Raw genomic sequence first — 23,076 nt, 5'->3', positions numbered from 1 at the left:
CCCGCGTGCCGGCACCGCCCGCACCGCCGGCGCGTAGGGTCGCCGGCATGACGATCATCGAGATTCCCGACGGGTGGCCCGCCGACGAAGGGGCCGCCCTGGCTGTGCAGGAGGAGTTGCGGGGGCGACTCGTGCTGGGGGAGGAGGGGCCCGGGGTCGGGGAGGGGAACGTCACCGGAGTCGACGTGGCGTACGACGACGAGCGGGACCTCGTCGCCGCGGCGGCCGTCGTGCTCGACGGGCGGACGCTCGACGTCGTGGAGGAGGCGACCGCCGTCGGACGGGTCTCCTTCCCGTACGTACCGGGCCTCCTCGCCTTCCGGGAGGTCCCGACCGTGCTCGCCGCCCTCGGCCGGCTGACCGCCGATCCCGGGCTGCTGGTCTGCGACGGTTACGGGCTCGCCCACCCCCGCCGCTTCGGTCTGGCCGCCCACCTCGGCGTGCTCACGGGGCGGCCCTCGATCGGCGTCGCCAAGAACCCGTTCACCTTCACCTACGAGCAACCGGGCGAGGCCCGGGGGGAGTTCAGCGCCCTCGTCGCCGAGGGCGAGACCGTCGGCCGGGCGTTGCGCACCCGCGACGGCGTGAAGCCGGTCTTCGTGTCGGTCGGTCACCGGGTCTCGCTGGAGCGGGCCTGCGCGCACACCCTGCACCTCACCCCGCGCTACCGCCTGCCCGAGACCACCCGCCACGCGGACGCGCTGTGCCGCCGCGCCCTCAGGCAGGCCCTGGGCAAGGAAACCCCCTGAACGGTCGTCACCACGGCAGACATGGAGGGCCGTGCACGAGTACGTGGGTACGTCGGTACGGCTGAGTACCTGTACGGATACCGAGCCGTGACGATCGGGCGGCAGAGTGTCCGGCATGACTTCCCCCGTCCCTGACACCCTCGGCCCCGACACCCCCGGTCACCGCGCCGCCGCCCCGATCGGCACCCTGCAGTGCGTCGTCCTGGACTGCCCCGACGTCCTGGAACTGGCCACGTTCTACCAGCGGTTGCTCGGCGGCGAGATCAACCGGCCGGACCCCCAGTGGGCGGTCGGCGACTCCTGGGCCACGCTCCACGGCGGCTCCGGGGCGCCGGTGCTCGCCTTCCAGGGCGTGGCGGACCACCGGCCGCCGGTCTGGGGTTCGCCCGAGCAGCAGTTCCACATCGACGTGCGGGTGGCCGACCTGGACGCCGCGCACGACGCGGTCCTCGCGCTCGGCGCCTGGCGCCTCGACGCCGCCGGGGACGACGAGAACCGGGCCTGGCGGATCTACGCCGACCCGGCCGGCCACCCCTTCTGCCTCGTCAGGCACTGAGCTTCTGTCTCGTCAGGCACTGAGCGCCGCGGCGATTCAGCCCGAGTACGCCACCCGGAAGCGCAGTCCCGCCGCCCGCAGCCGTTCGAGGAGCGCGTCCCCCATCGCGACCGCCGTCGTGACCTGCCCCGAGGTCTTCGGCAGCTCGTCGAGCGCGAGGCAGAGCGCAGACTCGGCGAGCATCTTCGCGGTCTCGTCGTAGCCGGGGTCGCCGCCCGACACCTCGGTGAAGACCCGCCGCCCGCCGCCCTCCCCGACGAACCGCACGGAGAACCAGCTGCGCGCCCGCCGCTCGGCGCTCGGTCCCTGCCCCGGCTCGTATCGGCTCATCAGCCAGCGCCGGACGAAGGGCAGTTGGGCGGCCATGACGCCCGTGCCGACGGCCGCCGTGCCGCCCAGGGCCATCGGCAGGGTCTTCACCGAGGCGTAGTGGCGGTAGCGGAAGTCCGGTCCGTAGCGCTCCAGGGCCGCCGCCGAGCGTGCCACCACCCGCGGGTCGAGCGTGGGCAGCGGAAGGGCCCAGGTGCCCGTCTCGCGGCTGAACCGGGGGCCGCCGAGCGGCGCGCGGGCCCGCCGGGTCATCAACCGCGGCTCGTGCAGCCGTCGTTCGTGGGCGGCCCGCAGGATCTGCCGGCCGCGGCCGAACGCGGTGAGCGCCGAGGCGAAGGTGCCGCCCGAGAAGATCGCCCCGGCCCGCACGAATCCGTCGATCCGCAGCGGCACCCCCTCCGGCAGTTGCCGCACGGTGAAGTAGACGCCCAGGTCGTGCGGCACGGAGTCGAAGCCGCAGGCGTGCACGAGCCGGGCGCCCGTCTCCCGGGCGCGGGCGTCGTGCCGTACGTACATCCGGTCCACGAACTCGGCCTCGCCGGTCAGGTCCAGATAGTCGGTGCCGGCCTCCGCGCAGGCGGCCACCAGCTCCTCCCCGTACCAGACGTACGGGCCGACGGTGCTCGCCACCACCCGCGCCGACTCCGCCAGTTCGCGCAGCGAGGCCGGGTCGGTGGAGTCGGCGACGATCAGCGGCAGCCCGGCCAGGCCGGGCCGGTGCTCGGCGAGCCGGTCGCGCAGGGCGGTGAGCTTGTCCCGGCTGCGTCCGGCGAGGGCCCAGCGGCAGTCCGCCGGGGCGTGCTCGGCCAGATACTCCGCGGTGAGCTCGCCCACGAACCCGGTCGCCCCGAAGAGAACCACGTCGTACGGCCGCACGGCCGCCCCATTGTCCATCCAGCCCAGCCCCTCCGATTTCGCCCGCACGTCCCCGGGCGCGCATGTCGTCGGCGGACTCTAGCGGAAGTCCCGCCCGGAGCGACCAGTCCGGGCCCGCTCGCAATTTCCAAGCGCTTGCTCGGCCCGGGGGCTTGTGCGGAGTGGAACGCGTTCCTAGCATCTCCGGTGTTACATCATCACTGTCACACCCACTCCACGCGCACCCCTGGGGGCCCGATGACGACACCGCGCCAGTCCTCCGGCGGACCGCTGTCCGGCGTCCGCGTGGTCGAACTCGCCGGCATCGGCCCCGGCCCCTTCGCCGCCATGCTGCTCGCCGACCTCGGCGCCGACGTCGTCCGGGTCGACCGGCCCGGCGGCCCCGGCCTCGGCATCGACCCCGCCCGTGACCTCACCAACCGCAACAAGCGCTCGGTCCTCGTCGACCTCAAGGCCGACGGCGGCCCGGACACCGTGCTCGACCTGGTCGAACGCGCCGACGTCCTGATCGAGGGCTACCGCCCCGGCGTCGCCGAACGCCTCGGCGTCGGTCCCGACGCCTGCCTCGCCCGGAACCCGCGGCTGGTCTACGGGCGGATGACCGGCTGGGGCCAGAGCGGACCGCTCGCCCACACCGCCGGGCACGACATCGGATACATCGCGATCACCGGCACCCTCGGCATGATCGGCCCCGATCCCGAGGGCCCGCCCACCGTCCCCGCCAACCTGGTCGGTGACTACGCGGGCGGCTCCCTCTACCTCGTCATCGGCGTCCTCGCCGCCCTCCAGCACGCGCGCACGCACGGCGAGGGCCAGGTCGTCGACGCCGCCATCGTCGACGGCACCGCCCACCTCGCCACCATGATCCACGGCATGCTCGCCGCCGGCGGCTGGCAGGACCGGCGCGGGGTCAACCTGCTCGACGGCGGCTGCCCCTTCTACGGCACCTACGCCACGTCCGACGGCGGGTACATGGCCGTCGGCGCCCTGGAGCAGCAGTTCTACGACGAGTTCGTCCGCCTCCTCGGCATTGAGGAGGCCGCGCCGGCCCGCCGCGACCTCGCCCGCTGGGGCGAGCTGCGCGCCGCCGTCGCCGAGCGCTTCCGGAGCCGTACCCGCGAGGAATGGACCGCGGTCTTCGAGGGCACCGACGCCTGCGTGGCGCCCGTCCTGTCGCTGCGCGAGGCCCCCGGCCATCCGCACCTCGCCGCGCGCGGCACCTTCGTCGAGCACGGCGGACTCGTCCAGCCCGCGCCGGCCCCCCGCTTCTCCGCGACACCCGGCACCGTCCGAGGCGGGCCCGCCCTGCCCGGCGCCGACACCGACGAGGTCGCCCACGACTGGGCCGTACCCGCCCTCGTATCCCACGCAAGCGCCGCCAAGGAGTCCTCCGCATGAAGCGCCAGCTCTACACCGCCGACCACGAGGCCTTCCGCGAGACCGTCCGCACCTTCCTGGCCAAGGAGGTGCTGCCCCACTACGAGCGGTGGGAGAAGGACGGCATCGTCTCGCGCGAGGTCTGGCGGGCCGCCGGGCGGCAGGGTCTGCTCGGCCTCGCCGTCGACGAGGAGTACGGCGGCGGCGGAAACCCCGACTTCCGCTACAGCGCCGTCCTCGCCGAGGAGTTCACCCGGGCCGGCACGCCCGGCCTCGCCATCGGGCTGCACAACGACATCATCGGCCCCTACCTCACCTCGCTCGCCACCGAGGAGCAGAAGCGCCGCTGGCTGCCCGGCTTCTGCAGCGGGGAGACCGTCACCGCCATCGCCATGACCGAGCCCGGCGCCGGCTCCGACCTCCAGGCCATCCGCACCAGCGCCGAGGACCACGGCGACCACTGGATCCTCAACGGTTCCAAGACCTTCATCTCCAACGGCATCCTCGCCGACCTCGTCATCGTCGTCGCCAGGACCACGCCCGAGGGCGGCGCCCACGGCCTCTCCCTCCTCGCCGTCGAACGCGGCATGGAAGGCTTCGAACGCGGCCGCAACCTCGACAAGATCGGCCAGAAGTCGCAGGACACCGCCGAGCTGTTCTTCCACGACGTCCGCGTCCCCAAGGAGAACCTGCTCGGCGAGCTCAACGGCGCCTTCCTCCACCTGATGACCAACCTGGCGCAGGAGCGGCTCGCCATCGCGGTCGCCGCCATCGCCGGCGCCGAACACCTCCTGGAGCTCACCACCGCGTACGTCAAGGAGCGCGAGGCCTTTGGGCGTCCGCTCGCCCGGCTCCAGCACATCCGTTTCGAGATCGCCGAGATGGCCACCGAGTGCGCCGTGACCCGCACCTTCATCGACCGCTGCGTCGAGGAGCACGCGGACGGCGGGCTCGACGCCGTGCACGCCTCCATGGCCAAGTGGTGGTCGACCGAACTGCAGAAGAGGGTGGCCGACCGCTGTCTGCAACTCCACGGCGGATACGGCTACATGAGCGAATTCCCGGTCGCCAGGGCCTTCACCGACGGCCGGATCCAGACCATCTACGGCGGGACGACCGAGATCATGAAGGAGATCATCGGCCGCTCCCTGCTCGCCTGACACCGAGCTGCCGCCCTCACCCCGACCGACCCTCGCGACTCGCCCGAAAGGCACCACCGTGACCACCGAAGCGTACGTCTACGACGCGATCCGCACCCCGCGAGGCCGCGGCAAGGCCAACGGCGCCCTGCACGGCACCAAGCCGATCGACCTCGTCGTCGGCCTCATCCACGAGATCCGCTCCCGCTTCCCCGGCCTCGACCCGGCCGCCGTCGACGACATCGTCCTCGGCGTCGTCGGCCCCGTCGGCGACCAGGGCTCCGACATCGCCCGGATCGCCGCCATCGCCGCGGGCCTGCCCGACACCGTCGCCGGAGTCCAGGAGAACCGCTTCTGCGCCTCCGGCCTGGAAGCCGTCAACATGGCCGCGATGAAGGTCCGCTCCGGCTGGGAGGACCTCGTCCTGGCCGGCGGCGTCGAGTCCATGTCCCGCGTCCCCATGGCCTCCGACGGCGGCGCCTGGTTCGCCGACCCGATGACCAACATCGCCACCAACTTCGTCCCCCAGGGCATCGGCGCCGACCTCATCGCCACCATCGAGGGCTTCACCCGCCGCGACGTCGACGAGTACGCCGCCCTCTCCCAGGAGCGCGCCGCCGCGGCCTGGAAGGACGGCCGCTTCGACCGCTCCGTCGTCCCCGTCAGGGACCGCGCCGGCCTCACCGTCCTCGACCACGACGAGCACCTGCGCCCCGGCACCACCGCCGACTCCCTCGCCAAGCTGAAGCCCTCCTTCGCCGACATCGGCGAGCTCGGCGGCTTCGACGCCGTGGCGCTGCAGAAGTACCACTGGATCGAGGAGATCGACCACGTCCACCACGCCGGCAACTCCTCCGGCATCGTCGACGGCGCCTCCCTCGTCGCCATCGGCTCGAAGGCCGTCGGCGAGCGCTACGGGCTCACCCCGCGCGCCCGGATCGTGGCCGCCGCCGTGTCCGGCTCCGAGCCGACCATCATGCTCACCGGACCCGCCCCCGCCGCCCGCAAGGCGCTCGCCAAGGCCGGCCTCACCATCGACGACATCGACCTCATCGAGATCAACGAGGCCTTCGCCGCCGTCGTCCTGCGCTTCGTCAAGGACATGGGCGTCTCCCTCGACAAGGTCAACGTCAACGGCGGCGCCATCGCCCTCGGCCACCCGCTCGGCGCCACCGGCGCGATGATCCTCGGCACGCTCGTCGACGAGCTGGAGCGCCAGGACAAGCGCTACGGCCTCGCCACCCTGTGCGTCGGCGGCGGCATGGGCATCGCCACCATCGTCGAGCGCGTCTGACCGTCCGTCCGAACCCCTTACGGAGAAGCATCAGTCATGAGCGAGAGCACCACCATCCGCTGGGAGCAGGACGAGACCGGCGTCGTCACCCTCGTCCTCGACGACCCGAACCAGTCCGCCAACACCATGAACCAGGCCTTCCGGGCCTCCATCACCGCGATCGCCGAGCGCGCGGAGGCCGAGAAGGACTCCATCCGCGGCATCATCTACACCTCCGCGAAGAAGACCTTCTTCGCCGGCGGCGACCTCAAGGACATGATCAAGGCCGGCCCCGAGGACGCCGGGGCGATCTTCGAGGGCGCCATGGAGATGAAGAACGCGCTGCGCCGCATCGAGACCCTCGGCAAGCCGGTCGTCGCCGCCATCAACGGCGCCGCGCTCGGCGGCGGCTACGAGATCGCCCTCGCCTCCCACCACCGCATCGCCCTCGACGCCCCCGGCTCCAAGATCGGCCTGCCCGAGGTCACCCTCGGCCTGCTTCCCGGCGGCGGTGGCGTCACCCGCACCGTACGCCTCATGGGCATCACCGACGCCCTGCTCAAGGTGCTCCTCCAGGGCACCCAGTACAACCCGAAGCGCGCCCTGGAGAACGGGCTCGTCCACGAGCTCGCCGCCACCCCGGAGGAGATGCTCGCCAAGGCCCGCGCCTTCATCGACACCCACCCCGAGTCGCGGCAGCCGTGGGACGTCCCCGGCTACAAGATCCCCGGCGGCACCCCGTCGAACCCCCGCTTCGCCGCCAACCTCCCGGCCTTCCCCGCCAACCTGCGCAAGCAGCTGAACGGCGCGCCGTACCCCGCTCCGCGCAACATCATGGCGGCGGCCGTCGAGGGCTCCCAGGTCGACTTCCAGACGGCCCTCACCATCGAGAGCCGCTACTTCACCGAGCTGGTCACCGGCCGGACCGCGAAGAACATGATCCAGGCCTTCTTCTTCGACCTCCAGGCCGTCAACTCCGGCGCCAACCGCCCGCAGGGCATCGAGCCCCGCACGGTCCGCAAGGTCGCCGTCCTCGGCGCCGGCATGATGGGCGCCGGCATCGCGTACTCCTGCGCCCGCGCCGGCATCGAGGTCGTCCTCAAGGACGTCAGCGCCGAAGCGGCCGCCAAGGGCAAGGCGTACTCCGAGAAGCTCTGCGCCAAGGCCGTCGCCAAGGGCCGCACCACCCAGGAGAAGGCCGACGCGCTCCTCGCCCTCATCACGCCGACCGCCGACCCGGCCGACCTCGCCGGCTGCGACGCCGTCATCGAGGCGGTCTTCGAGGACACCGCGCTGAAGCACCGGGTGTTCCAGGAGATCCAGCACATCGTCGAGCCCGACGCCCTGCTGTGCTCCAACACCTCCACCCTCCCCATCACCGTCCTCGCCGAGGGCGTCGAGCGGCAGACCGACTTCATCGGCCTGCACTTCTTCTCGCCCGTCGACAAGATGCCGCTCGTGGAGATCATCAAGGGCGAGCGCACCGGCGACGAGGCCCTGGCCCGCGCCTTCGACCTGGTCCGCCGGATCAACAAGACGCCGATCGTCGTCAACGACTCCCGGGGCTTCTTCACCTCCCGGGTGATCGGCCACTTCATCAACGAGGGCGTGGCCATGGTCGGCGAGGGCGTCGAGCCCGCGTCCGTCGAGCAGGCCGCCGCCCAGGCCGGCTACCCGGCGAAGGTCCTCTCCCTCATGGACGAGCTGACCCTCACCCTGCCCCGCAAGATCCGCAACGAGACCAGGAAGGCGGTCGAGGCGGCCGGCGGCACCTGGGTCACCCACCCGGGCGAGATCGTCATCGACCGCATGGTCGACGAGTTCGACCGCCCCGGCCGCAGCGGCGGTGCCGGGTTCTACGAGTACGGCGAGGACGGCCGGCGCGGGAAGCTCTGGCCGGGACTGCGCGAGCACTTCACCAAGCCGGAGGTGGAGGTGCCGTTCCGCGACATGCAGGAGCGGATGCTCTTCGCGGAGGCCCTGGACACCGTCCGGCTCCTGGAGGAGGGGGTGCTGACCTCGGTCGCCGACGCCAACATCGGCTCCATCCTGGGCATCGGCTTCCCGGCCTGGACCGGTGGTGTGCTGCAGTACATCAACGGTTACGAAGGGGGCCCGGCCGGCTTCGTCGAGCGGGCGCGCGAGCTGGCCGCCACGTACGGCGAGCGCTTCAACCCGCCCGCCCTCCTGCTGGAGAAGGCCGAGCGCGGCGAGGTCTTCACGGACGCGGAGTAGTCCGGAACGCGGTCCTCAGCTCCTCGCTCAAGGACCGCTGGAAGGCCGTGACGAGGGCCTGGATCACCATCGGCTGCATGTGCGCCGAGAGCGACTTCATCGCCGCCAGGTGGTCCGGGTCCTCACCGCTCTCCCGGTACGGGTTCCACACCTGCTCCTGGAAGAGCCGGGCCAGCTCCTGCGCGGCCGTCCGGGCGTGTTCGAGCAGCACGGTCCGCGAGGCCAGGATCGTCTCGTGCCCGATGGGCACGTCGAGCAGCTCCACGCCCAGCCGCAGCAGCGCGCCGTCCAGCCGGAACACGTCCGGGTCGGGCCCCTTGTCGAGCACGCCCATCGCGGCCAGCCGCTCCACGTCCCGGTCGGCCAGCGCCCGCCCGACACGCCGCTCCAGCTCCTGCCGGGTGATCTCCTCGGCGGACTCGGGCGCCCAGGAGGCCACCAGGGCCCGGTGCACGGCCAGGTCGCGGGCGCTGAGGTCGGGCGGCAGCTGCTCCAGGTAGCGTTCGATCGCGGCGAGCGTCATGCCCTGCCGCTGCAGCTCCTCGATGAGGGCGAGCCGGGACAGGTGCCCGGGTCCGTAGCGCCCGACCCGCCGCGGGCCGATCACGGGCGGCGGCAGCAGCCCCCGTGTGCCGTAGAACCGCACCGTCCGCACGGTCACCCCGGCCCGGGCGGCCAGCTCGTCGACCGTATAGGTGGGCGTCGAGGCCACCCGCTCCTCGCCGCGCTCCTGGCCCTGGTGCTCGTCGCTCGCCTGCTCCATGGTGGAACAGTATTGCTGTCTCACCAGGCGTGTAAAAGGGTGGGGCCGTTGTCGGTGGCGGCTCGTACGGTGGTGCCATGACCGTGATCGAGTACGTACGGGGGGACGCCACCGCGCCGCGCGGCAAGGGCGTCAAGATCGTGGCGCATGTCTGCAACGACCTCGGCGGCTGGGGCAAGGGCTTCGTCCTCGCCGTCTCCCGCCGCTGGCCGGAGCCCGAGGCGGCCTACCGCCGCTGGCACCGCGAGCGGGCGAGGAACGACTTCGGGCTCGGCGCGGCCCAGTTCGTCCAGGTGGAGCCGTATGTGTGGGTGGCCAACCTGGTGGGGCAGCGCGGGATGAGGACGGGGCGGAGCACCGGAGTGCCGGTGCGGTACGAGGCGATCGACGCGGCCCTCGGGCTGCTCGCCGACCGGGCGGTGGAGCTGGGGGCGTCCGTGCACATGCCCCGGATCGGCTGCGGGCTCGCGGGCGGGAAGTGGTCGCGGGTCGAGCCGCTGATAGCCGAGCGCCTGTCGGCGCGGGGGATTGCGGTCACGGTGTACGACTTCGGGGCGTAGCGGACCCGGTGGGGTCCGGGCGGGCGCCCGGACGGGGGTACCTCCGTCGAGGGCGGGGAGCGACGGACGCTAGAGTCATGCGCCTGTTCGAATTCAGGGCATGACAGGGGAGGGTTATGCAGGCGCAACTCAGGGAGACGGCCACGGAGTTGGCCGTGCTCCTGTGGCGGGAGCACACCGTCTACCGCGAGCGCGGCGGCGGGGTGGTGATCCGGGGCGAGCATGTGCGGCGCTGGATCAGCCTGGCGCCGACCGGCGGCAAGGACCAGGCGCTGGTCCGCGCCGGCCGGATCCTGGACGGCGGGACGACCGCGCCCGCCCGCCTGGAGGCCGTGGTGGACCTCACGTCGGGCACCACCGAGCTGGCCGCGGTCTGCCGGCGCCTGCTCGCCGAGACCGCCGCCGACGCGGCGCCGTCCGCGGCGGGCGCCGCCAGACCCGCCCGCTCGGCCCGTCCCGCCCGCTCCGGCCGTCCGGCGAGGGCGGCCCGCCCGCGCAAGGGGCGCCACACGGGCATCGGCTCGTGGGTGGTGCTGCTGTGCGTCGCCGGCGTCGTCGCCCTCTGGGCGTACAGCGCCTTCGGCGGCGCGTACTAGGTGGTGCGGGGCTCGCTTCGCGCGAGCCCCGCACCGCCCGGCGGCGTGGCGGTCAGCCCGCCGCGTGACCCACGACGGGGTAGTGATCCGAAAGGTTCGTGTACGTATAGCGGGTGCCCCAGCTGGAGACGGTCCAGGGCGCGCTCTGCTCCAGGACCACGTGGTTGGTCCAGCCCGCCGGGCGGGCGTGGCCGGCGCGGAACAGGACGTAGTCGAGGTCCTCGCGCGGGTCGTCCGGGTAGCGGTCGCGGGCGATGGAGTTCTGCTCCGTGTCGAAGGAGTAGGGGTGACCGGTGCGGGCGTCCGCGCCGACCAGGCCCGCGTCGGCGAGCATGGTCGCGTACTCGGGCGTGCGCGAGTCCACGTTGAGGTCGCCCGTGACGATCACCTGCTCGCCCGCCGGGATGTTCTTGGCGTCCAGGAAGGCGTCGATGTTCTTGAACTGGCGGCTGCGCATCTGCGCCGCCTCGCCCGCCGAGCAGCCCGGGTCGGTGGACTGGGCGTGCGTGCCGACGACGTGCGCCTTGGTGCCGTTGACGTCGAGGACGGCGTAGACGAAGCCCTTGTTCGAGTACCAGTCCGCGCCGCAGGCGTCCTTGTAGACGTACTGCTCCTTGCGGACGATCGGCCACTTGCTCAGCAGCGTCACGCCGCCGTCCTCCGGCGTGGTGGCCGAGTAGGCGCCGCCCGTGGCGTCCCAGCCCGAGGTCGAGCGGCCGACGACCGGCGTCTGGTGCGGGTACTGGGCGGCCGCCTTCGCCTTCAGGGAGTCGGAGGTGGAGTTGTCGAAGGCCTCCTGGAGCACGACGACGTCGTTGCCCTGGAAGAAGGGCGTCTGCGGGATCGCGGCGGCCCGGTGGTCCTGGCCCCAGTTCGGGTACAGCGACTTGGAGAACAGGAACACGTTGTAGGTCAGCACCTTCAGCCGCGGGGTCGCGGTGGTCGCGGAGGTCGCTGTTTCGGCGGCCGAGGCGGCGGGCGCGGTCGCGGTCAGGGTGGCGGCGGCGAGCGCGACGGAGAGGGCTGCGCCGGGGATACGGCGGAGCGCGGCGAACGGCACTGTGAACTCCCATGGAAGAGTGGGGGGTTGGACCGGGCGCCGCACATCAAATCAGCCGTGGTTACCTTCCGGTAGCCATTGGATGCCGTCAATCTTGCGTAGCTCGCACAAACGCGCCAACTCTCCGGCGACGGCCAGGCATCTGCCTGAATTGCGACGATTGCGACCAGGTAGGATGCGGCCATGACCCTCGCGCAGAACTCGCAGATCTTCCCCATGGACCTGGGCCCGCTCAACCCCGTCTTGGCCGAGCTCATCCTGGGTGCCGTCCTCTTCGGCCTGACCTTCCTGATCCTGGCCAAGGGGATCCTGCCGAAGATCAACCGCACGCTCGCCGAGCGTGAGGACGCCATCGACGGCGGCACCGAGCGTGCCGACGACCTGCGCTCCGAGGCCGCCGCCATCCGCGCGCAGTACGAGGCCGAGCTCGCCGAGGCCCGCCACGACGCCGCCCGCATCCGCGCGCAGGCCACCGAGGAGGGCTCCGCGGCCATCGCCGCCGCCCGCGCCGAGGGCGTGCGCGAGCGCGAGGCCATCCTCGCCTCCGGCCACGAGCAGATCGCCGTCGAGCGCGAGGCCGCCGAGCGCGAGCTCGCCGGTGACGTCGACGCCTGGGCCCGTGCCCTGGCCGGCCGCATCGTCGGCGAGCCGGTCGGCGCCGAGCGCTCCTGACGCACCGCGCACCCACCCGTACGGGGCCGCGCCCCGGGCCGTCACGCCCGGGCCGCGGCCCCGCGTCGTATCCGCGCCTTGCCCGTCGCGTACGGCACCGGCAGCCTGAGAGGAGACGACCGCGTGAGGAAGAACGGCCCGATGCCCCAACCGCAGTCCCCGGACCCCGCCACTCCGCCGAGCGACACCCCGACGAGCGACACCTCGTCGCCCGGGGCTCCGCCGACCGAGCCGGCGTGGCGCGGGGCCGAGCCCGGGGCCCGGCGGGCGACGCGGCGAGGGGAGCCCGTGCCGCCGCCCGCCGGCGGCGTGCTGTGGACCGTCGCCGGAGACGTCCGGGCGCTGCTGATGCTGCCCGCCGCCCTCACCCTCCAGGTGGCGCACCCCGCCGTCGGAGCCGGAGTCGACGACCACTCGGTCTTCCGCACCGACCCCTGGGGTCGCGGCGAGCGCTCCCTGCGCTCGCTCCAGCTGTGGATCTACGGCGGCGAGGCGGCCGCCGAGGAGGGCCGCAGGCTCCGCGCGCTCCACAAGGAGATCCAGGGCACCGACGCGCACGGCCGCCGCTACCACGCCCTCACCCCCGCCTACTACGCCTGGGTCCACGCCACCGGCTACCCGATCTACCGGCACGGACTGCGCTACCTCGCCCGCCCCCTCACCGAGGCCCAGGAACGGCAGCTCTACGCCGAGTGGCTCCAGGTCGGCCGGGTGCTCGGCATCCACGACCGGGACATGCCGCAGACGATCGAGGAGTTCTGGCCGTACTACCGCCGCGTCCTCGACGAGGAGCTGGAGGCCACCGTCGTCGTCCGCGATCTGGTCGCCACCGACCTGCCGGTACCGGCCCCCGACCGCGGTCCGCTGCCCGTGCGGCTCGCCCTCAAGGCGCTGTGGCCGGTGCTGCGGGGCCCCTTCCTGCGGGCCCGGTCCTTCCTCACCGTCGGGCTCATGCCGCCGGACGCCCGTGCCGCCATCGGTCTGGAGTGGACCGAGGGCCAGGAGCGGCGGCTGCGCCGCTTCGCCCGGGTCGTACGGGTCGTGGTGCCCGTACTCCCCGAGCGACTGCGCTACCTCCCGCTCGCCCGCCGGGCCCGCCGGGCGGCTCGGGTCAGCGGGGCGGCAGCCCGTTACGGGCGATGAGGTCCGCGTACCAGCGGGCACTGTCCTTCGGCGTGCGGCGGCCCGTGGGGAAGTCCACGTGGACGATCCCGAAGCGCTTGCCGTAGCCGTACGCCCACTCGAAGTTGTCGAGCAGCGACCAGAGGAAGTAGCCCCGCAGGTCCACCCCGGCGTCGAGCGCCCGGTGCGCCGCCGCCAGGTGGGCGTGGAGGTAGGCGATGCGCTCGGGGTCGTGGACGTCGCCCTCCGGGTCGGCGTAGTCGTCGTACGCGGCGCCGTTCTCCGTGATCATGAGCGGTACGTGCGGCAGCTCGTCCCGCAGGCGCACGAGCAGCTCGTGGAGCCCGTCCGCGTCCACCGGCCAGTCCATCGCGGTGCGCGGGCCGGGCACGTGCGGGAAGCCCACGTGCCCGGCGGCGCCCGGCCACGGCGAGGGCGTCTCGGACGTTCCGGCGCCGACCACGGCGGGGCAGTAGTAGTTGACCCCCAGGACGTCGATCGGGGCCGAGACGGTCTCCAGATCGCCGTCGTGGACGAAGGACCAGTCCGTGATCCCGGCCGTGTCCGCCACCAGGTCGTCCGGCAGCCGCCCGTGGAACACCGGGTCCAGGAAGATCCGGTTCCCGACGGCGTCGATCCTGCGGACCGCTTCCCGGTCCTGGGGCGTGTCCGCGTACGGCCGCAGCGCGTGGAGATTGAGGGTAAGGGACAGTTCGGCGGGCGCGGGCAGGGCCGCCCGCAGCGCCTGCACGGCGAGACCGTGCGCCAGGTTGAGGTGGTGCGCGGCCCGCAGCGCCGCCCGGTCGTCGGTGCGCCCCGGGGCGTGCACACCGGCGCCGTACCCCAGGAAGGCGGCGCACCACGGTTCGTTGAGCGTGGTCCAGGTGGCCACTCGGTCGCCGAGCGCCCCGGCGGCGACCGCCGCGTACTCGGCGAACCGCTCGGCCGTCGCCCGCTCCGGCCACCCGCCCCGCTCCTCGAACTCCTGCGGCAGGTCCCAGTGGTAGAGGGTGGCGACCGGCCGGATGCCCGCGTCGCGCAACTCGTCGACGAGCCCCCGGTAGAAGTCGAGGCCCTTCTGCGACGCGGGCCCCCGGCCGCCCGGCAGGACGCGGGACCAGGAGAGCGAGAAGCGGTAGTCGGTGAGCCCGAGCTCCTTCATCAGCGCGATGTCCTCGCGCACGCGGTGGTAGTGGTCGGTGGCGATGTCGCCGGTGTCGCCGTTGCGCACCCGGCCCGGCGTACGGCTGAAGGTGTCCCAGATCGACGGCGTGCGGCCGTCCTCGGCGGCCGCGCCCTCGATCTGGTACGCGGCGGTGGCGGAGCCCCAGCGGAAGCCGGCGGGGAAGAGAGCGTTCATGTGAGGAAAACGCCCGCCACCGTGCGGAGGGCACGAAGAGCACGGAGGCCACGACGAGGACCTGCCGGTCGGTGTCAGGACTCCGCCCTCACGCGGCCCCTCCCGCCGACGACGGCGGCCGGGGTGACCCGCCGGCCAGGGAGGTCAGATAGTCGTCGAGGAGCCGCACCTGGTGCTCGGGCGGGAAGGCGTCCGGGGCGAAGAGGGCCTGGACCACCAGGCCGAGGGCGAAGGACTGGGCACCGGCCGCGAGCCGGGCCGGGTCGCCGGGAGGCAGTTCGCCGAGCTCCTGGGCCGTCGCGACGAGTTCGGCGAGCCGGACCCGGCTGCGCGCGTACTTCTCGGCGTGGCCCGCGCTCAGGGCGGGGTCCGCCAGAGCGGGGTCCCAGGAGGAGACCCAGATGCGGTTGCTCGCCGTGGCCTCGGCGGTGAGCGGCAGGATGTCGAGCAGGGCGGCCCGCACGGCGGCGAGGCCCTGACCGGCACAGCGGCGCGGGCGGGCGGCGGTGCGCTCGTCGAGGAGGTCGAGGGCGTGGGCGACCAGGTCGCGTTTGGCCGGAAAGTAGTGGGTCAACAGGCCCGTAGTGGCGCCGAGTTCGGTGGCCACGGCGCGCAGCGTCAGACCGCCGAAGCCGTGCGCGGCGAGGACCCGCCAGACCGCCTCGGACACATCGCGGCGCCGGGCCTCGTGGTCGCCCTTGGTGCGTGGCATGCTGCTACGGTAATAGTCATAACGCTTGTTGTGCGAATGGGGTCCCCATGTTCTCCCTCCCGCTGCGGGACGACGCAGAGCTCCGCCCGCTCGAGACCTGGCACGCCGAGGAGTTCGCCGCCCACATGGACCGGGCCCGTGAGCACATCCGGCCGTGGGTCGGGCAGGGGTTCGTCACCACGGACCTCGAGGGGGCCCGGGGCACCCTCGTCCGCTACGGCGAGCGCAGGGCCGCCGACGGCGGCCGCCTCTACGGCATCTGGCGGGAGGGGACCCTGATCGGCGGCGTGATGTTCACCGGCTTCGACGCCGCCTCGGGCAGTTGCGAGCTGGGCTGCTGGACCGAACCCGCCGGCGAGGGACACGGACTGGTCACCGACGCCTGCGCGGTCCTCCTCGACTGGGCCCTCGTCGAGCGCGGGCTGCACCGCGCCGAATGGCTCTGCCGGGCCGACAACGGCCGCAGCGCCGCGGTGGCCGAGCGGCTCGGCATGACTCTCGAAGGCGTACGGCGTGAGGCATGGCCCTACGACGGCGTCCGCCACGACCAGCAGATCTGGGCCGTCCTCGCCCCCGCATGGCGGGACCGCCGCGCGGACGCCCGCCGCTGACGCGGCGGCGCCCCCGACCCGCCCCGAGGGGAGGGACGAGGGCGCCGCCCCGCGTGCCGAGGCGCGCAGGCGGACGTCAGTAACGGCCGTAGGTCCGTGCCCGACCTGCGTCGGTACCGGCCGTACGTCAGCGCCCGACCTGCCTCGGCGCCCGCCCTGCCTCGGCGCCCGCCCTGCCTCAGTGCCCGTCGTGCTCGCGCTCGTGCCCGGCCGCGTGCTCGCCGTCGTGGTCGTGGATGGTGTTCGTCTCCGCGATCTTCTTCCACGACTTCGGCTGCACCGGCTTCGCCGGCTTCCCGGCCGCCGCCGAGCCCGCCGTCCGGGCCGTCGGGGCCGCCGCGACGCCCGCCTCCGCCGCCGCCGGGGCGGCGGGCTTCACCGGCTGGTAGAGCCAGGTGTCGAACAGCGCCGCGAGCGGCTTGCCCGACACCCGCTCCGCGTACGTCACGAAGTCGGCCACCGAGGCGTTGCCGTACGCGTGCTCCTGCGGCCAGCCCTTGAGGATCGCGAAGAAGTCCTCGTCACCGATCTCGTTGCGCAGCGCCTGCAGCGCCAGCGCGCCCCGGTCGTACACGGCGATGTGGAACTGGTCGTCCGCGCCCGGGTCGCCCGGCTTCACGGTCCAGAACGGGTCCTCCGCCGCCCGCGTCCCGTACACGTAGTCGGCGAGCTCCTGGGCCGTGCCCTCGCCCTCCTTCTCCGACCACAGCCACTGGCTGTAGCGGGCGAAGCCCTCGTTGACCCAGATGTCCTTCCAGTCGGCGACCGACACGCTGTCGCCGTACCACTGGTGGGCCAGCTCGTGGACGACCACGGAGACGTTCGCGCCGTTCGCGAACTGTCGCGGGCTGTAGAACGGCCGGGTCTGCGTCTCCAGGGCGTAGCCGCTGGTCACGTTGGGCACGTAGCCGCCGAGGGAGTTGAAGGGGTACGGCCCGAAGACCGACTCAAGCCACTCGGCGACCTCGGCGGTCCGCTCGATCGACGCGCGCGCCGCGCCCGCGTTGTCGCCGAGGTCCTTGCTGTACGCGTTGAGGACCGGCAGGCCGTTCGCGGTCTTGTCGGTGGTGATGTCGAACTTGCCGACCGCCAGCGTGGCGAGGTACGTCGCCTGCGGCTTGTTGGAGCGCCAGTTGTAGCGGGTCCAGCCGAGCCGGGAGGACTGCGACTGGAGCACGCCGTTGCTGATCGCCTGGGTGCCGTCCGGCACCAGGACCGAGACGTCGAAGGTGGCCTTGTCCAGCGGGTGGTCGTTCGACGGGAACCACCAGACCGCCGAGTCCGGCTCCTGGGCCGCGACGCCGCCGTCCGGGGTGCGGTGCCAGGCGGTCCAGCCGCCTATCTTCAGTTCGGAGGGCTTGCCCGCGTAACGGACCACGACCGAGACGGACTTGCCCTTCGCCAGCGGGACGGCCGGGGTGACCTCCAGCTCGTGGTCGCCGGAGGCGGTGAACTTCGCGATCCGGCCGTTCACCCGCACCTCGCCGACCTTGAGGCCCAGGTCCAGGTTGAAGCGCGACAGGTTCTGCGTGGTGGTGGCGAGGATCGTCGCCGTGCCCTCCAACAGGTCCGTCGCCGGCTGGTACTTCAGCCGCAGGTCGTAGTGCGAGACGTCGTAGCCGCCGTTGCCGCTGGCCGGGTAGTAGGAGTCGCCGATGCCCGGCGCGCCCGGGACGAAGTCGGCCGCCGATGCCGGGATCGCCAGCAGCAGGGAGGCCGCGAGGGCGCTCGGGACGATGAGTCTGCGGTGCACAGGTGCTCCCCAAGTCGTAAGAATCACAAGACGCACGGGTGGTCGTCGGTCCTTGGCGACACTATTCAGCGCTCCGACGGCCCGTCACGTCCAGAGCACCACCTGTCACATGATCGCCATTCGGCCGACATGAATCACACGTACCGCTTGTCCGGGGCGGCACTCTTTTGCGCGGGAGTCGACCGGAGTACCTTCCGCCCATGCCGATACGCGTGCGGAGAACCCGCGGAGCCCGTTCGTCGCGCACACCCCTGGCCGCCTTCGCCACGGCCGCCCTCACCACCGCCCTCACCGCGGTCCTGATCGCCCCCGGCGGGGCCCAGGCCGCCCCGCCGCCCGTCCCGTCGTCCTTTCCGTCACCCGTCGCGCCGTCCGTCCCCGAGTCGCGGCCGGTGCACTCCTACGCCGACGCCGTCCGCGAGTCCGTCTGGGTCGACACCGGACTCGACGCCGACGCCGACGGCCGCACCGACCGGGTCGCCGTCGACATCGTCCGCCCCCGGGAACCCGCCGCGGCCGGCCGGAAAGTCCCGGTCATCATGGACGCCAGCCCGTACTACGCCTGTTGCGGACGCGGCAACGAGGGACAGAAGAAGACCTACGACGCCGACGGCGACCCGGTCGGCTTCCCGCTCTTCTACGACAACTACTTCGTCCCGCGCGGCTACGCCTTCGTCGCCGTCGACCTCGCCGGCACCAGCCGCTCCGACGGCTGCAACGACGTCGGCGGACGCTCCGACGTCCAGTCCGCCAGAGCCGTCGTCGACTGGCTGAACGGCCGCGCCCCGGGCTACACCACCCGCACCGGAGACCGGCCCGCCCGCGCCACCGCCTGGTCCACCGGCGCCGTCGGCATGATCGGCAAGAGCTGGGACGGCACCGTCGCCAACGGGGTCGCCGCCACCGGCGTCGAGGGGCTGCGCACCATCGTCCCGATCGGCGCGATCTCCTCCTGGTACGACTACTTCCACTCCCAGGGCGCCCCGCTCTACGACGCCAACCCGACCTGGCTCTCCGACTACGTCGACAGCCCCGAGGCCAGGGCGCGTTGCGGCGCCGTGCAGGAACGTATCGCCGCCGCCACGCCGTACAGCGGCGACTGGACCCCGGCCTGGACCGAGCGCGACCACGTCGCCGACGCCGGCAAGGTGCGGGCCAGCGTCTTCGTCGTCCACGGACAGCAGGACCTGAACGTCCGGGCCGGCCACTTCGGCCGCTGGTGGGACGCCCTCGCCGCCCACGGCGTCGAGCGCAAGATCTGGCTCTCGCAGACCGGGCACGTCGACCCCTTCGACTTCCGCCGCGCCGAGTGGGTCCGCACCCTCCACCGCTGGTTCGACCACTATCTCCTCGGCCACGACAACGGCATCGACCGGGAACCGATGGCCGACATCGAGCGCGCCCCCGACCGCTGGACCACCGACCGCAGCTGGCCCCCGCGCGGCACCGCGCCCACCGTGCTCCGCCCCGCGCCCGGCACCGCCCCCGGTGTCGGCATCCTCGGCCGTGATTCCGCGGCCCCCGGCAGCACCGAGACCTTCACCGACGACCCGGCCCTCGGCGAACTCGACTGGGCCGCCGACGCCGACCGCTCCACCCCCGCCAAGGCCTCCTTCACCACCCGCCCCCTCGCCCGCGACCTGCGGATCTCCGGCGCCTCCAGGGTGACCGTCACCGCCACCCCGAGCACCCCGACCGCGCACCTGACCGCCGTCCTCGTCGACCTCGGGCCCGACACCATCCGCGCCTACGACGCGCCGGGCGAAGGCATCACCACCCTCGCCGAGCGCACCTGCTGGGGCGCGAGCACCGCGGGCGACAGCGCCTGTTACAAGGAGACGACGGCGCGCACCGCGGACGTCGCGTACACGGTCGTCAGCCGCGGCTGGGCCGACCTCGGCACCTGGGCGGACCCCCGCCGCGGCCGGCCGCTCACCCCCGGACGGGCGTACACGATCACCCTCGACCTCGCCGCCACCGACCATGTCGTGCCCGCCGGCCACCGGCTCGCGCTCATCGTCGCCGGCACCGACCGGGACCTGCTCGACCCTCCGTCGACCAGGCCCTCCCTCACGCTCGACCTGGCCCGCACCCGGGCCGCCGTACCCCTGCTCGGCGGGCCCCTGGCCTTCCACCGCGCCACCACCGGCCCCGGAACGACGGGTGACCTTCCGGCCGGCGCGGACGTTCAGCAGCGTGTCGCTCCGACCGGCGCCGCCACGCCTCGGCGCACCGGCGCCCCGATCCCCGGTGAGGTCCGATGACCCGCACCCTCCGAAGCCGTCGACGTGCTCTCCTGACCGCGGCGGGCGCCGCGGCCCTCGGCCTGCCGCTCCTCGCCGCCCCCACCGAGGCCGTCGGCAGCGCGCCCCCGCCTCCCGCACCGCGCACCGGATTCGAGACGAGCGACGGGGCACGGTGGACCACCGAGGCCGAGGAGACCGCCTTCCTCGCCGCCCTCGACCGGGGCAGCGCACGGCTCACCGTCCGCACGGTCGCCACCACCGCGCAAGGCCGCCCGCTGCGCCTGGCCACCGTCGGCACCGGCCCCACCACCGTGCTGCTGATCTGCACCCAGCACGGGGACGAACCCTCGGGCCGGGAAGCCTGTCTCACCACCCTGCGCGACCTCGCCCACCCCCGGGACCACGCCACCCGAAGCCTCCTGGCCCGCACCACCTTCCTCGTCGTCCCCACCGCCAACCCCGACGGCCGGGAGGCGAACACCCGGGGCAACAGCGACGGCGTCGACATCAACCGCGACCACCTCGCGCTGCGCACCGCCGAGGGCCGGGCCCTGGCCGCGATCGTCCGGGACCGGCGCCCCGAACTGATCTACGACCTCCACGAGTACGGCGCCACCCCGCACTACTACGACAAGGACCTGCTCGCCCTCTGGCCGCGCAACCTCAACACCGACCCGCGCGTCCACGACGAGTCCCACACCCTGTCCGAGGCGTATGTGCGGCCCGCCGCCGGCCGCGCCGGCTACGACAGCGGCATCTACGGCATCTGGACCGACCCCCTCACCGGCAAGCCCGTCAAGCAGGTCGCGGGAGACGGCCAGGAGCGCATCCTGCGCAACACCGCCGGCGTCAAGCACGCCGTCGGGCTGCTCGTCGAGACCCGCGAGGACGCCCTCGACCCGGGCGAGCAGGACGACCCGGCCCTGAGCCACCGACGCAGGGTCGCCACCCAACGGGCCGCGCTCAAAGGCGCCTTCGCCTATCTCGACGAGCGCCAGGGCCCGCTCGCGGCCGCCACCGCCCGGGCCCGGCACACCGGCTTCGCCGACCGCGGACCCGTCCTGCTCGGCGGCGCCGACAACGACCCGGCCGAACCCGGCGAGATCCTCAAGGACCCTCCGTGCGCCTACCGCCTGACGGGCGCTCAGTACGCGGAGGTCGGCGACGAACTGGATCTGCACGGAGTCGTGGTGCGCCAGGAGGGTGAGGGGGTGCTGGTGCCGCTACGGCAGTCCCGAAGGGCGCTGGTGGCGCTGCTGCTCGACCCCCGGGCGGAGTACGGGATCACTCGGGGAGAGCCTGTGGAGAGGTGTTGAGGACCTGGTGACCGACGTCAGCGACGGTCCGGGGTCATGATCATTCCGGGTAAGGTTACCCATCGGTATTGACTATACCTGAACGGGCCGAAACGGCCCGGAACTTGGAGTGACACCATGACGAACGCGACGCCGCTGCGCCGCACCCTGACGGCTCTGGCCGCCACGACGCTGCTGGCCGGGGGCCTGCTGCTCGGGCAGGCCGTGACCGCCCCGACGGCCCAGGCCGCCGGCAAGGTCGGCACCTGCCACGTGGAGGACATGCGCAAGCAGTCCCGCGACCTGCGCGACAAGGCCGCCAAGCTGAAGCGCCTCGGCGCCACGGCGGAGGCCCGCAGGGTCAACGCCCAGGCCGACGCCCTCGACCGCCGGATCCGGAACTGCATCGACGGCGACAACGAGGCCTCGAAGCCCTTCCCGCGCTAGAACCCTCGCGGGAGCCGCGCAGCACGACCCCGCCCGCCCGGCAGGCCCCCGGCCCGCCGGGCGGGCGTTCCGTCGTATGGGGTCGGGGTGTACGGCTCGGGTGGTACGGGCGTGCCGCCGGGCGGGGCATTCGGTCGTACGGGCCGGGGGTGTACGGGCTCCGCGATCGCACCGCACCGGGCTGGCGCTGCTCCGGGCTGGCGCCGCTCCGGGGTCGCGCCCCTCCGGGGTCGCGCTGCTCCGGGGTCGCGCCGCTCCGGGCTGGCGCCGCTCCGGGGTCGCGCCGCGCAAGGATCGTGCGGGCGCCGACGCGGGCTCCGGTACGGCTCCCGCACCGCTGCCCCGTCAGCTCCCGAGGACCAGCTCGGCCGTCCGGTCCGCGCATCCCCACGCCACCGTGACGCCCGCCCCGCCGTGCCCGTAGTTGTGCACCAGCAGCCCGCCGCCCGGCAGCGTCTCCGCCTCGATGCGGACCCCGCCCTCGCGCGCCGGCCGCAAACCCACCCGGTGGCCCAGGACCCGGGCCCGGGCGATCTCCGGCCTGATCCGGGCGCAGCGCGCCACGATCGCCGCCGCCGTCGCCGCGTCCGGCTCGGCCCGCTCGTCGCCCTCCTGCGCCGTGCCGCCCAGGATCAGCCGCCCCGGCTGCGGAAAGAAGTACGTCGTCTCGCTGGACGCCCCGTCGGCCGCGGTGAACCAGGTGTCCACGCCCGGGTTCTCCACCAGCACCAGCTGCCCCCGCACCGCCCGCATCCCCGGGTCCGGCACCAGCTCGCGCGCGGCGAGCCCCGTGCAGTTCACCACCACCGGAGCCGTCACCCCCGCCGCCGCCCCCGCGCCCGCCTCGGTGAGCCCGCGCACCGCCCCCTGCTCGACGACCCCGCCCGCCGCCTCGAACCGCGCGCGCAGCCACCCCAGGTGGACCGGCATGTCGATCAGCGGAAGCCGGGCCGCGAGCCCCACCGCGTACGGCCCCGGCACCTCCTCCGGCGCCAGCTGCCGCAGCCCGGCGATCTCCCCGGCCCAGGTGCCAAGACCCGCCAGCAGCGTGTCCGCGTGCACGCCGGCCACCAGCCGGACCCCCGTCGCGGCCGGGTCGGCCGCCAGCTCCTCGTACACCCGCAGCGAGGCCAGCGACCAGGCGCCCACCTCCGCCGCAGGCTCGATCCGGTACGGCCACCACAGCGCCCCCGCCACCGCCGAGGTCGTGCCCGTCACCGCGTCCCGCGACCGGACCCGGACCCGCAGCCCCCGCTCCGCCAGTCGGATCGCGGTCGTCAGACCGACGACCCCGCCACCCACCACGACCACGTCCACGACCCCATCGCTGCCCATGCCCGGGAC

At 73.4% G+C, this 23,076-nt stretch carries 21 protein-coding genes; 14 read left to right on the top strand and 7 right to left on the bottom strand.

The window, feature by feature from the left end; all coding sequences use genetic code 11:
- Positions 1-47: 47 nt before the first annotated feature.
- Positions 48-749 carry an endonuclease V gene (locus ACFY7C_RS05195; protein ID WP_389643951.1) on the top strand — a complete coding sequence of 234 codons (702 nt, stop codon included), beginning with the start codon at positions 48-50 and terminating at the stop codon, positions 747-749.
- Between the two features lie 115 nt (positions 750-864).
- Entirely contained in the window at positions 865-1,305 is a 441-nt protein-coding gene (locus ACFY7C_RS05190; RefSeq protein WP_389643949.1) for a VOC family protein, read from the top strand.
- A 36-nt stretch (positions 1,306-1,341) separates the two neighbouring features.
- Here ACFY7C_RS05190 and ACFY7C_RS05185 read toward each other — a convergent pair whose 3' ends face one another.
- Entirely contained in the window at positions 1,342-2,529 is a 1,188-nt protein-coding gene (locus ACFY7C_RS05185; RefSeq protein ID WP_389643947.1) for a saccharopine dehydrogenase family protein, read from the bottom strand.
- Positions 2,530-2,748: 219 nt separating this feature from the next.
- Between ACFY7C_RS05185 and ACFY7C_RS05180 the strand changes: the two genes are divergently transcribed.
- From ACFY7C_RS05180 to ACFY7C_RS05165, 4 genes are read left to right on the top strand one after another with little or no spacing between them, the layout of a single operon-like run.
- Entirely contained in the window at positions 2,749-3,909 is a 1,161-nt protein-coding gene (locus ACFY7C_RS05180; RefSeq protein ID WP_389643944.1) for a CaiB/BaiF CoA transferase family protein, read from the top strand.
- Positions 3,906-5,048 carry an acyl-CoA dehydrogenase family protein gene (locus ACFY7C_RS05175; RefSeq protein WP_389643942.1) on the top strand — a complete coding sequence of 381 codons (1,143 nt, stop codon included), beginning with the start codon at positions 3,906-3,908 and terminating at the stop codon, positions 5,046-5,048. The genes ACFY7C_RS05180 and ACFY7C_RS05175 overlap by 4 nt, the downstream gene beginning before the upstream one ends.
- A gap of 58 nt (positions 5,049-5,106) precedes the next feature.
- Complete coding sequence (locus tag ACFY7C_RS05170) at positions 5,107-6,321, top strand: acetyl-CoA C-acetyltransferase (RefSeq protein ID WP_389643939.1); 1,215 nt, start codon at positions 5,107-5,109, stop codon at positions 6,319-6,321.
- A 36-nt stretch (positions 6,322-6,357) separates the two neighbouring features.
- Complete coding sequence (locus tag ACFY7C_RS05165) at positions 6,358-8,535, top strand: 3-hydroxyacyl-CoA dehydrogenase NAD-binding domain-containing protein (RefSeq protein ID WP_389643936.1); 2,178 nt, start codon at positions 6,358-6,360, stop codon at positions 8,533-8,535.
- Here ACFY7C_RS05165 and ACFY7C_RS05160 read toward each other — a convergent pair.
- A complete protein-coding gene (locus ACFY7C_RS05160) occupies positions 8,519-9,298 on the bottom strand; it encodes a MerR family transcriptional regulator (RefSeq protein ID WP_389643933.1) in 780 nt (259 codons plus the stop codon). The genes ACFY7C_RS05165 and ACFY7C_RS05160 overlap by 17 nt on opposite strands.
- Before the next feature lie 77 nt (positions 9,299-9,375).
- On the opposite strand from ACFY7C_RS05160, the gene ACFY7C_RS05155 reads away from it, so the two are divergent.
- Together ACFY7C_RS05155 and ACFY7C_RS05150 are read left to right on the top strand one after the other, a co-directional pair.
- Complete coding sequence (locus tag ACFY7C_RS05155) at positions 9,376-9,858, top strand: macro domain-containing protein (RefSeq protein WP_389643930.1); 483 nt, start codon at positions 9,376-9,378, stop codon at positions 9,856-9,858.
- A 116-nt stretch (positions 9,859-9,974) separates the two neighbouring features.
- A complete protein-coding gene (locus ACFY7C_RS05150; protein ID WP_389643927.1) occupies positions 9,975-10,454 on the top strand; it encodes a hypothetical protein in 480 nt (159 codons plus the stop codon).
- 52 nt (positions 10,455-10,506) lie between these two features.
- On the opposite strand, the gene sph is transcribed toward ACFY7C_RS05150, so the two are convergent.
- Positions 10,507-11,514, bottom strand: a complete 1,008-nt coding sequence (gene sph, locus ACFY7C_RS05145; RefSeq protein ID WP_389643924.1) for a sphingomyelin phosphodiesterase — start codon at positions 11,512-11,514, stop codon at positions 10,507-10,509.
- Positions 11,515-11,697: 183 nt separating this feature from the next.
- Here sph and ACFY7C_RS05140 point away from each other — a divergent pair, with 183 nt between their 5' ends.
- Together ACFY7C_RS05140 and ACFY7C_RS05135 are read left to right on the top strand one after the other, a co-directional pair.
- Positions 11,698-12,186, top strand: coding sequence for a hypothetical protein (locus tag ACFY7C_RS05140; protein WP_389643921.1), 489 nt, complete (start codon positions 11,698-11,700; stop codon positions 12,184-12,186).
- Between the two features lie 141 nt (positions 12,187-12,327).
- The gene (locus ACFY7C_RS05135) at positions 12,328-13,329 is read left to right on the top strand and encodes an oxygenase MpaB family protein (protein WP_389643918.1); all 1,002 of its coding nucleotides are present in this window, start codon (positions 12,328-12,330) and stop codon (positions 13,327-13,329) included.
- On the opposite strand, the gene ACFY7C_RS05130 is transcribed toward ACFY7C_RS05135, so the two are convergent.
- The gene (locus tag ACFY7C_RS05130) at positions 13,298-14,668 is read right to left on the bottom strand and encodes a GH1 family beta-glucosidase (protein ID WP_389643915.1); all 1,371 of its coding nucleotides are present in this window, start codon (positions 14,666-14,668) and stop codon (positions 13,298-13,300) included. The two genes, ACFY7C_RS05135 and ACFY7C_RS05130, sit on opposite strands and share 32 nt — an antisense overlap.
- Positions 14,669-14,756: 88 nt before the next feature.
- Positions 14,757-15,380: a TetR/AcrR family transcriptional regulator gene (locus tag ACFY7C_RS05125; protein ID WP_389643912.1), complete on the bottom strand. Its 624-nt coding sequence runs from the start codon at positions 15,378-15,380 to the stop codon at positions 14,757-14,759.
- A 47-nt stretch (positions 15,381-15,427) separates the two neighbouring features.
- On the opposite strand from ACFY7C_RS05125, the gene ACFY7C_RS05120 reads away from it, so the two are divergent.
- Positions 15,428-15,991: a GNAT family N-acetyltransferase gene (locus ACFY7C_RS05120; protein ID WP_389643909.1), complete on the top strand. Its 564-nt coding sequence runs from the start codon at positions 15,428-15,430 to the stop codon at positions 15,989-15,991.
- Between the two features lie 178 nt (positions 15,992-16,169).
- On the opposite strand, the gene ACFY7C_RS05115 is transcribed toward ACFY7C_RS05120, so the two are convergent.
- Positions 16,170-17,744 carry a M1 family metallopeptidase gene (locus ACFY7C_RS05115; protein WP_389643907.1) on the bottom strand — a complete coding sequence of 525 codons (1,575 nt, stop codon included), beginning with the start codon at positions 17,742-17,744 and terminating at the stop codon, positions 16,170-16,172.
- Between the two features lie 200 nt (positions 17,745-17,944).
- Here ACFY7C_RS05115 and ACFY7C_RS05110 point away from each other — a divergent pair, with 200 nt between their 5' ends.
- From ACFY7C_RS05110 to ACFY7C_RS05100, 3 genes are all read left to right on the top strand, one after another.
- Positions 17,945-20,008: a Xaa-Pro dipeptidyl-peptidase gene (locus ACFY7C_RS05110; RefSeq protein ID WP_389643904.1), complete on the top strand. Its 2,064-nt coding sequence runs from the start codon at positions 17,945-17,947 to the stop codon at positions 20,006-20,008.
- Positions 20,005-21,306 (top strand): M14 family metallocarboxypeptidase, encoded by a 1,302-nt coding sequence (locus ACFY7C_RS05105; RefSeq protein ID WP_389643901.1) that lies wholly within the window; start codon positions 20,005-20,007, stop codon positions 21,304-21,306. Before ACFY7C_RS05110 ends, ACFY7C_RS05105 begins: the two co-directional genes overlap by 4 nt.
- A 117-nt stretch (positions 21,307-21,423) precedes the next feature.
- Entirely contained in the window at positions 21,424-21,732 is a 309-nt protein-coding gene (locus tag ACFY7C_RS05100; protein ID WP_389643899.1) for a hypothetical protein, read from the top strand.
- Between the two features lie 345 nt (positions 21,733-22,077).
- Here ACFY7C_RS05100 and ACFY7C_RS05095 read toward each other — a convergent pair whose 3' ends face one another.
- Entirely contained in the window at positions 22,078-23,067 is a 990-nt protein-coding gene (locus ACFY7C_RS05095) for an FAD-dependent oxidoreductase (protein WP_389643897.1), read from the bottom strand.
- Between the last annotated feature and the right edge of the window lie 9 nt (positions 23,068-23,076).

This window comes from Streptomyces sp. NPDC012769, assembly GCF_042901205.1.
Classification (GTDB): domain Bacteria; phylum Actinomycetota; class Actinomycetes; order Streptomycetales; family Streptomycetaceae; genus Streptomyces.
The sequence above is the reverse complement of the archived record's forward strand: the minus strand, read 5'-3'. Positions and strand labels throughout refer to the sequence as shown.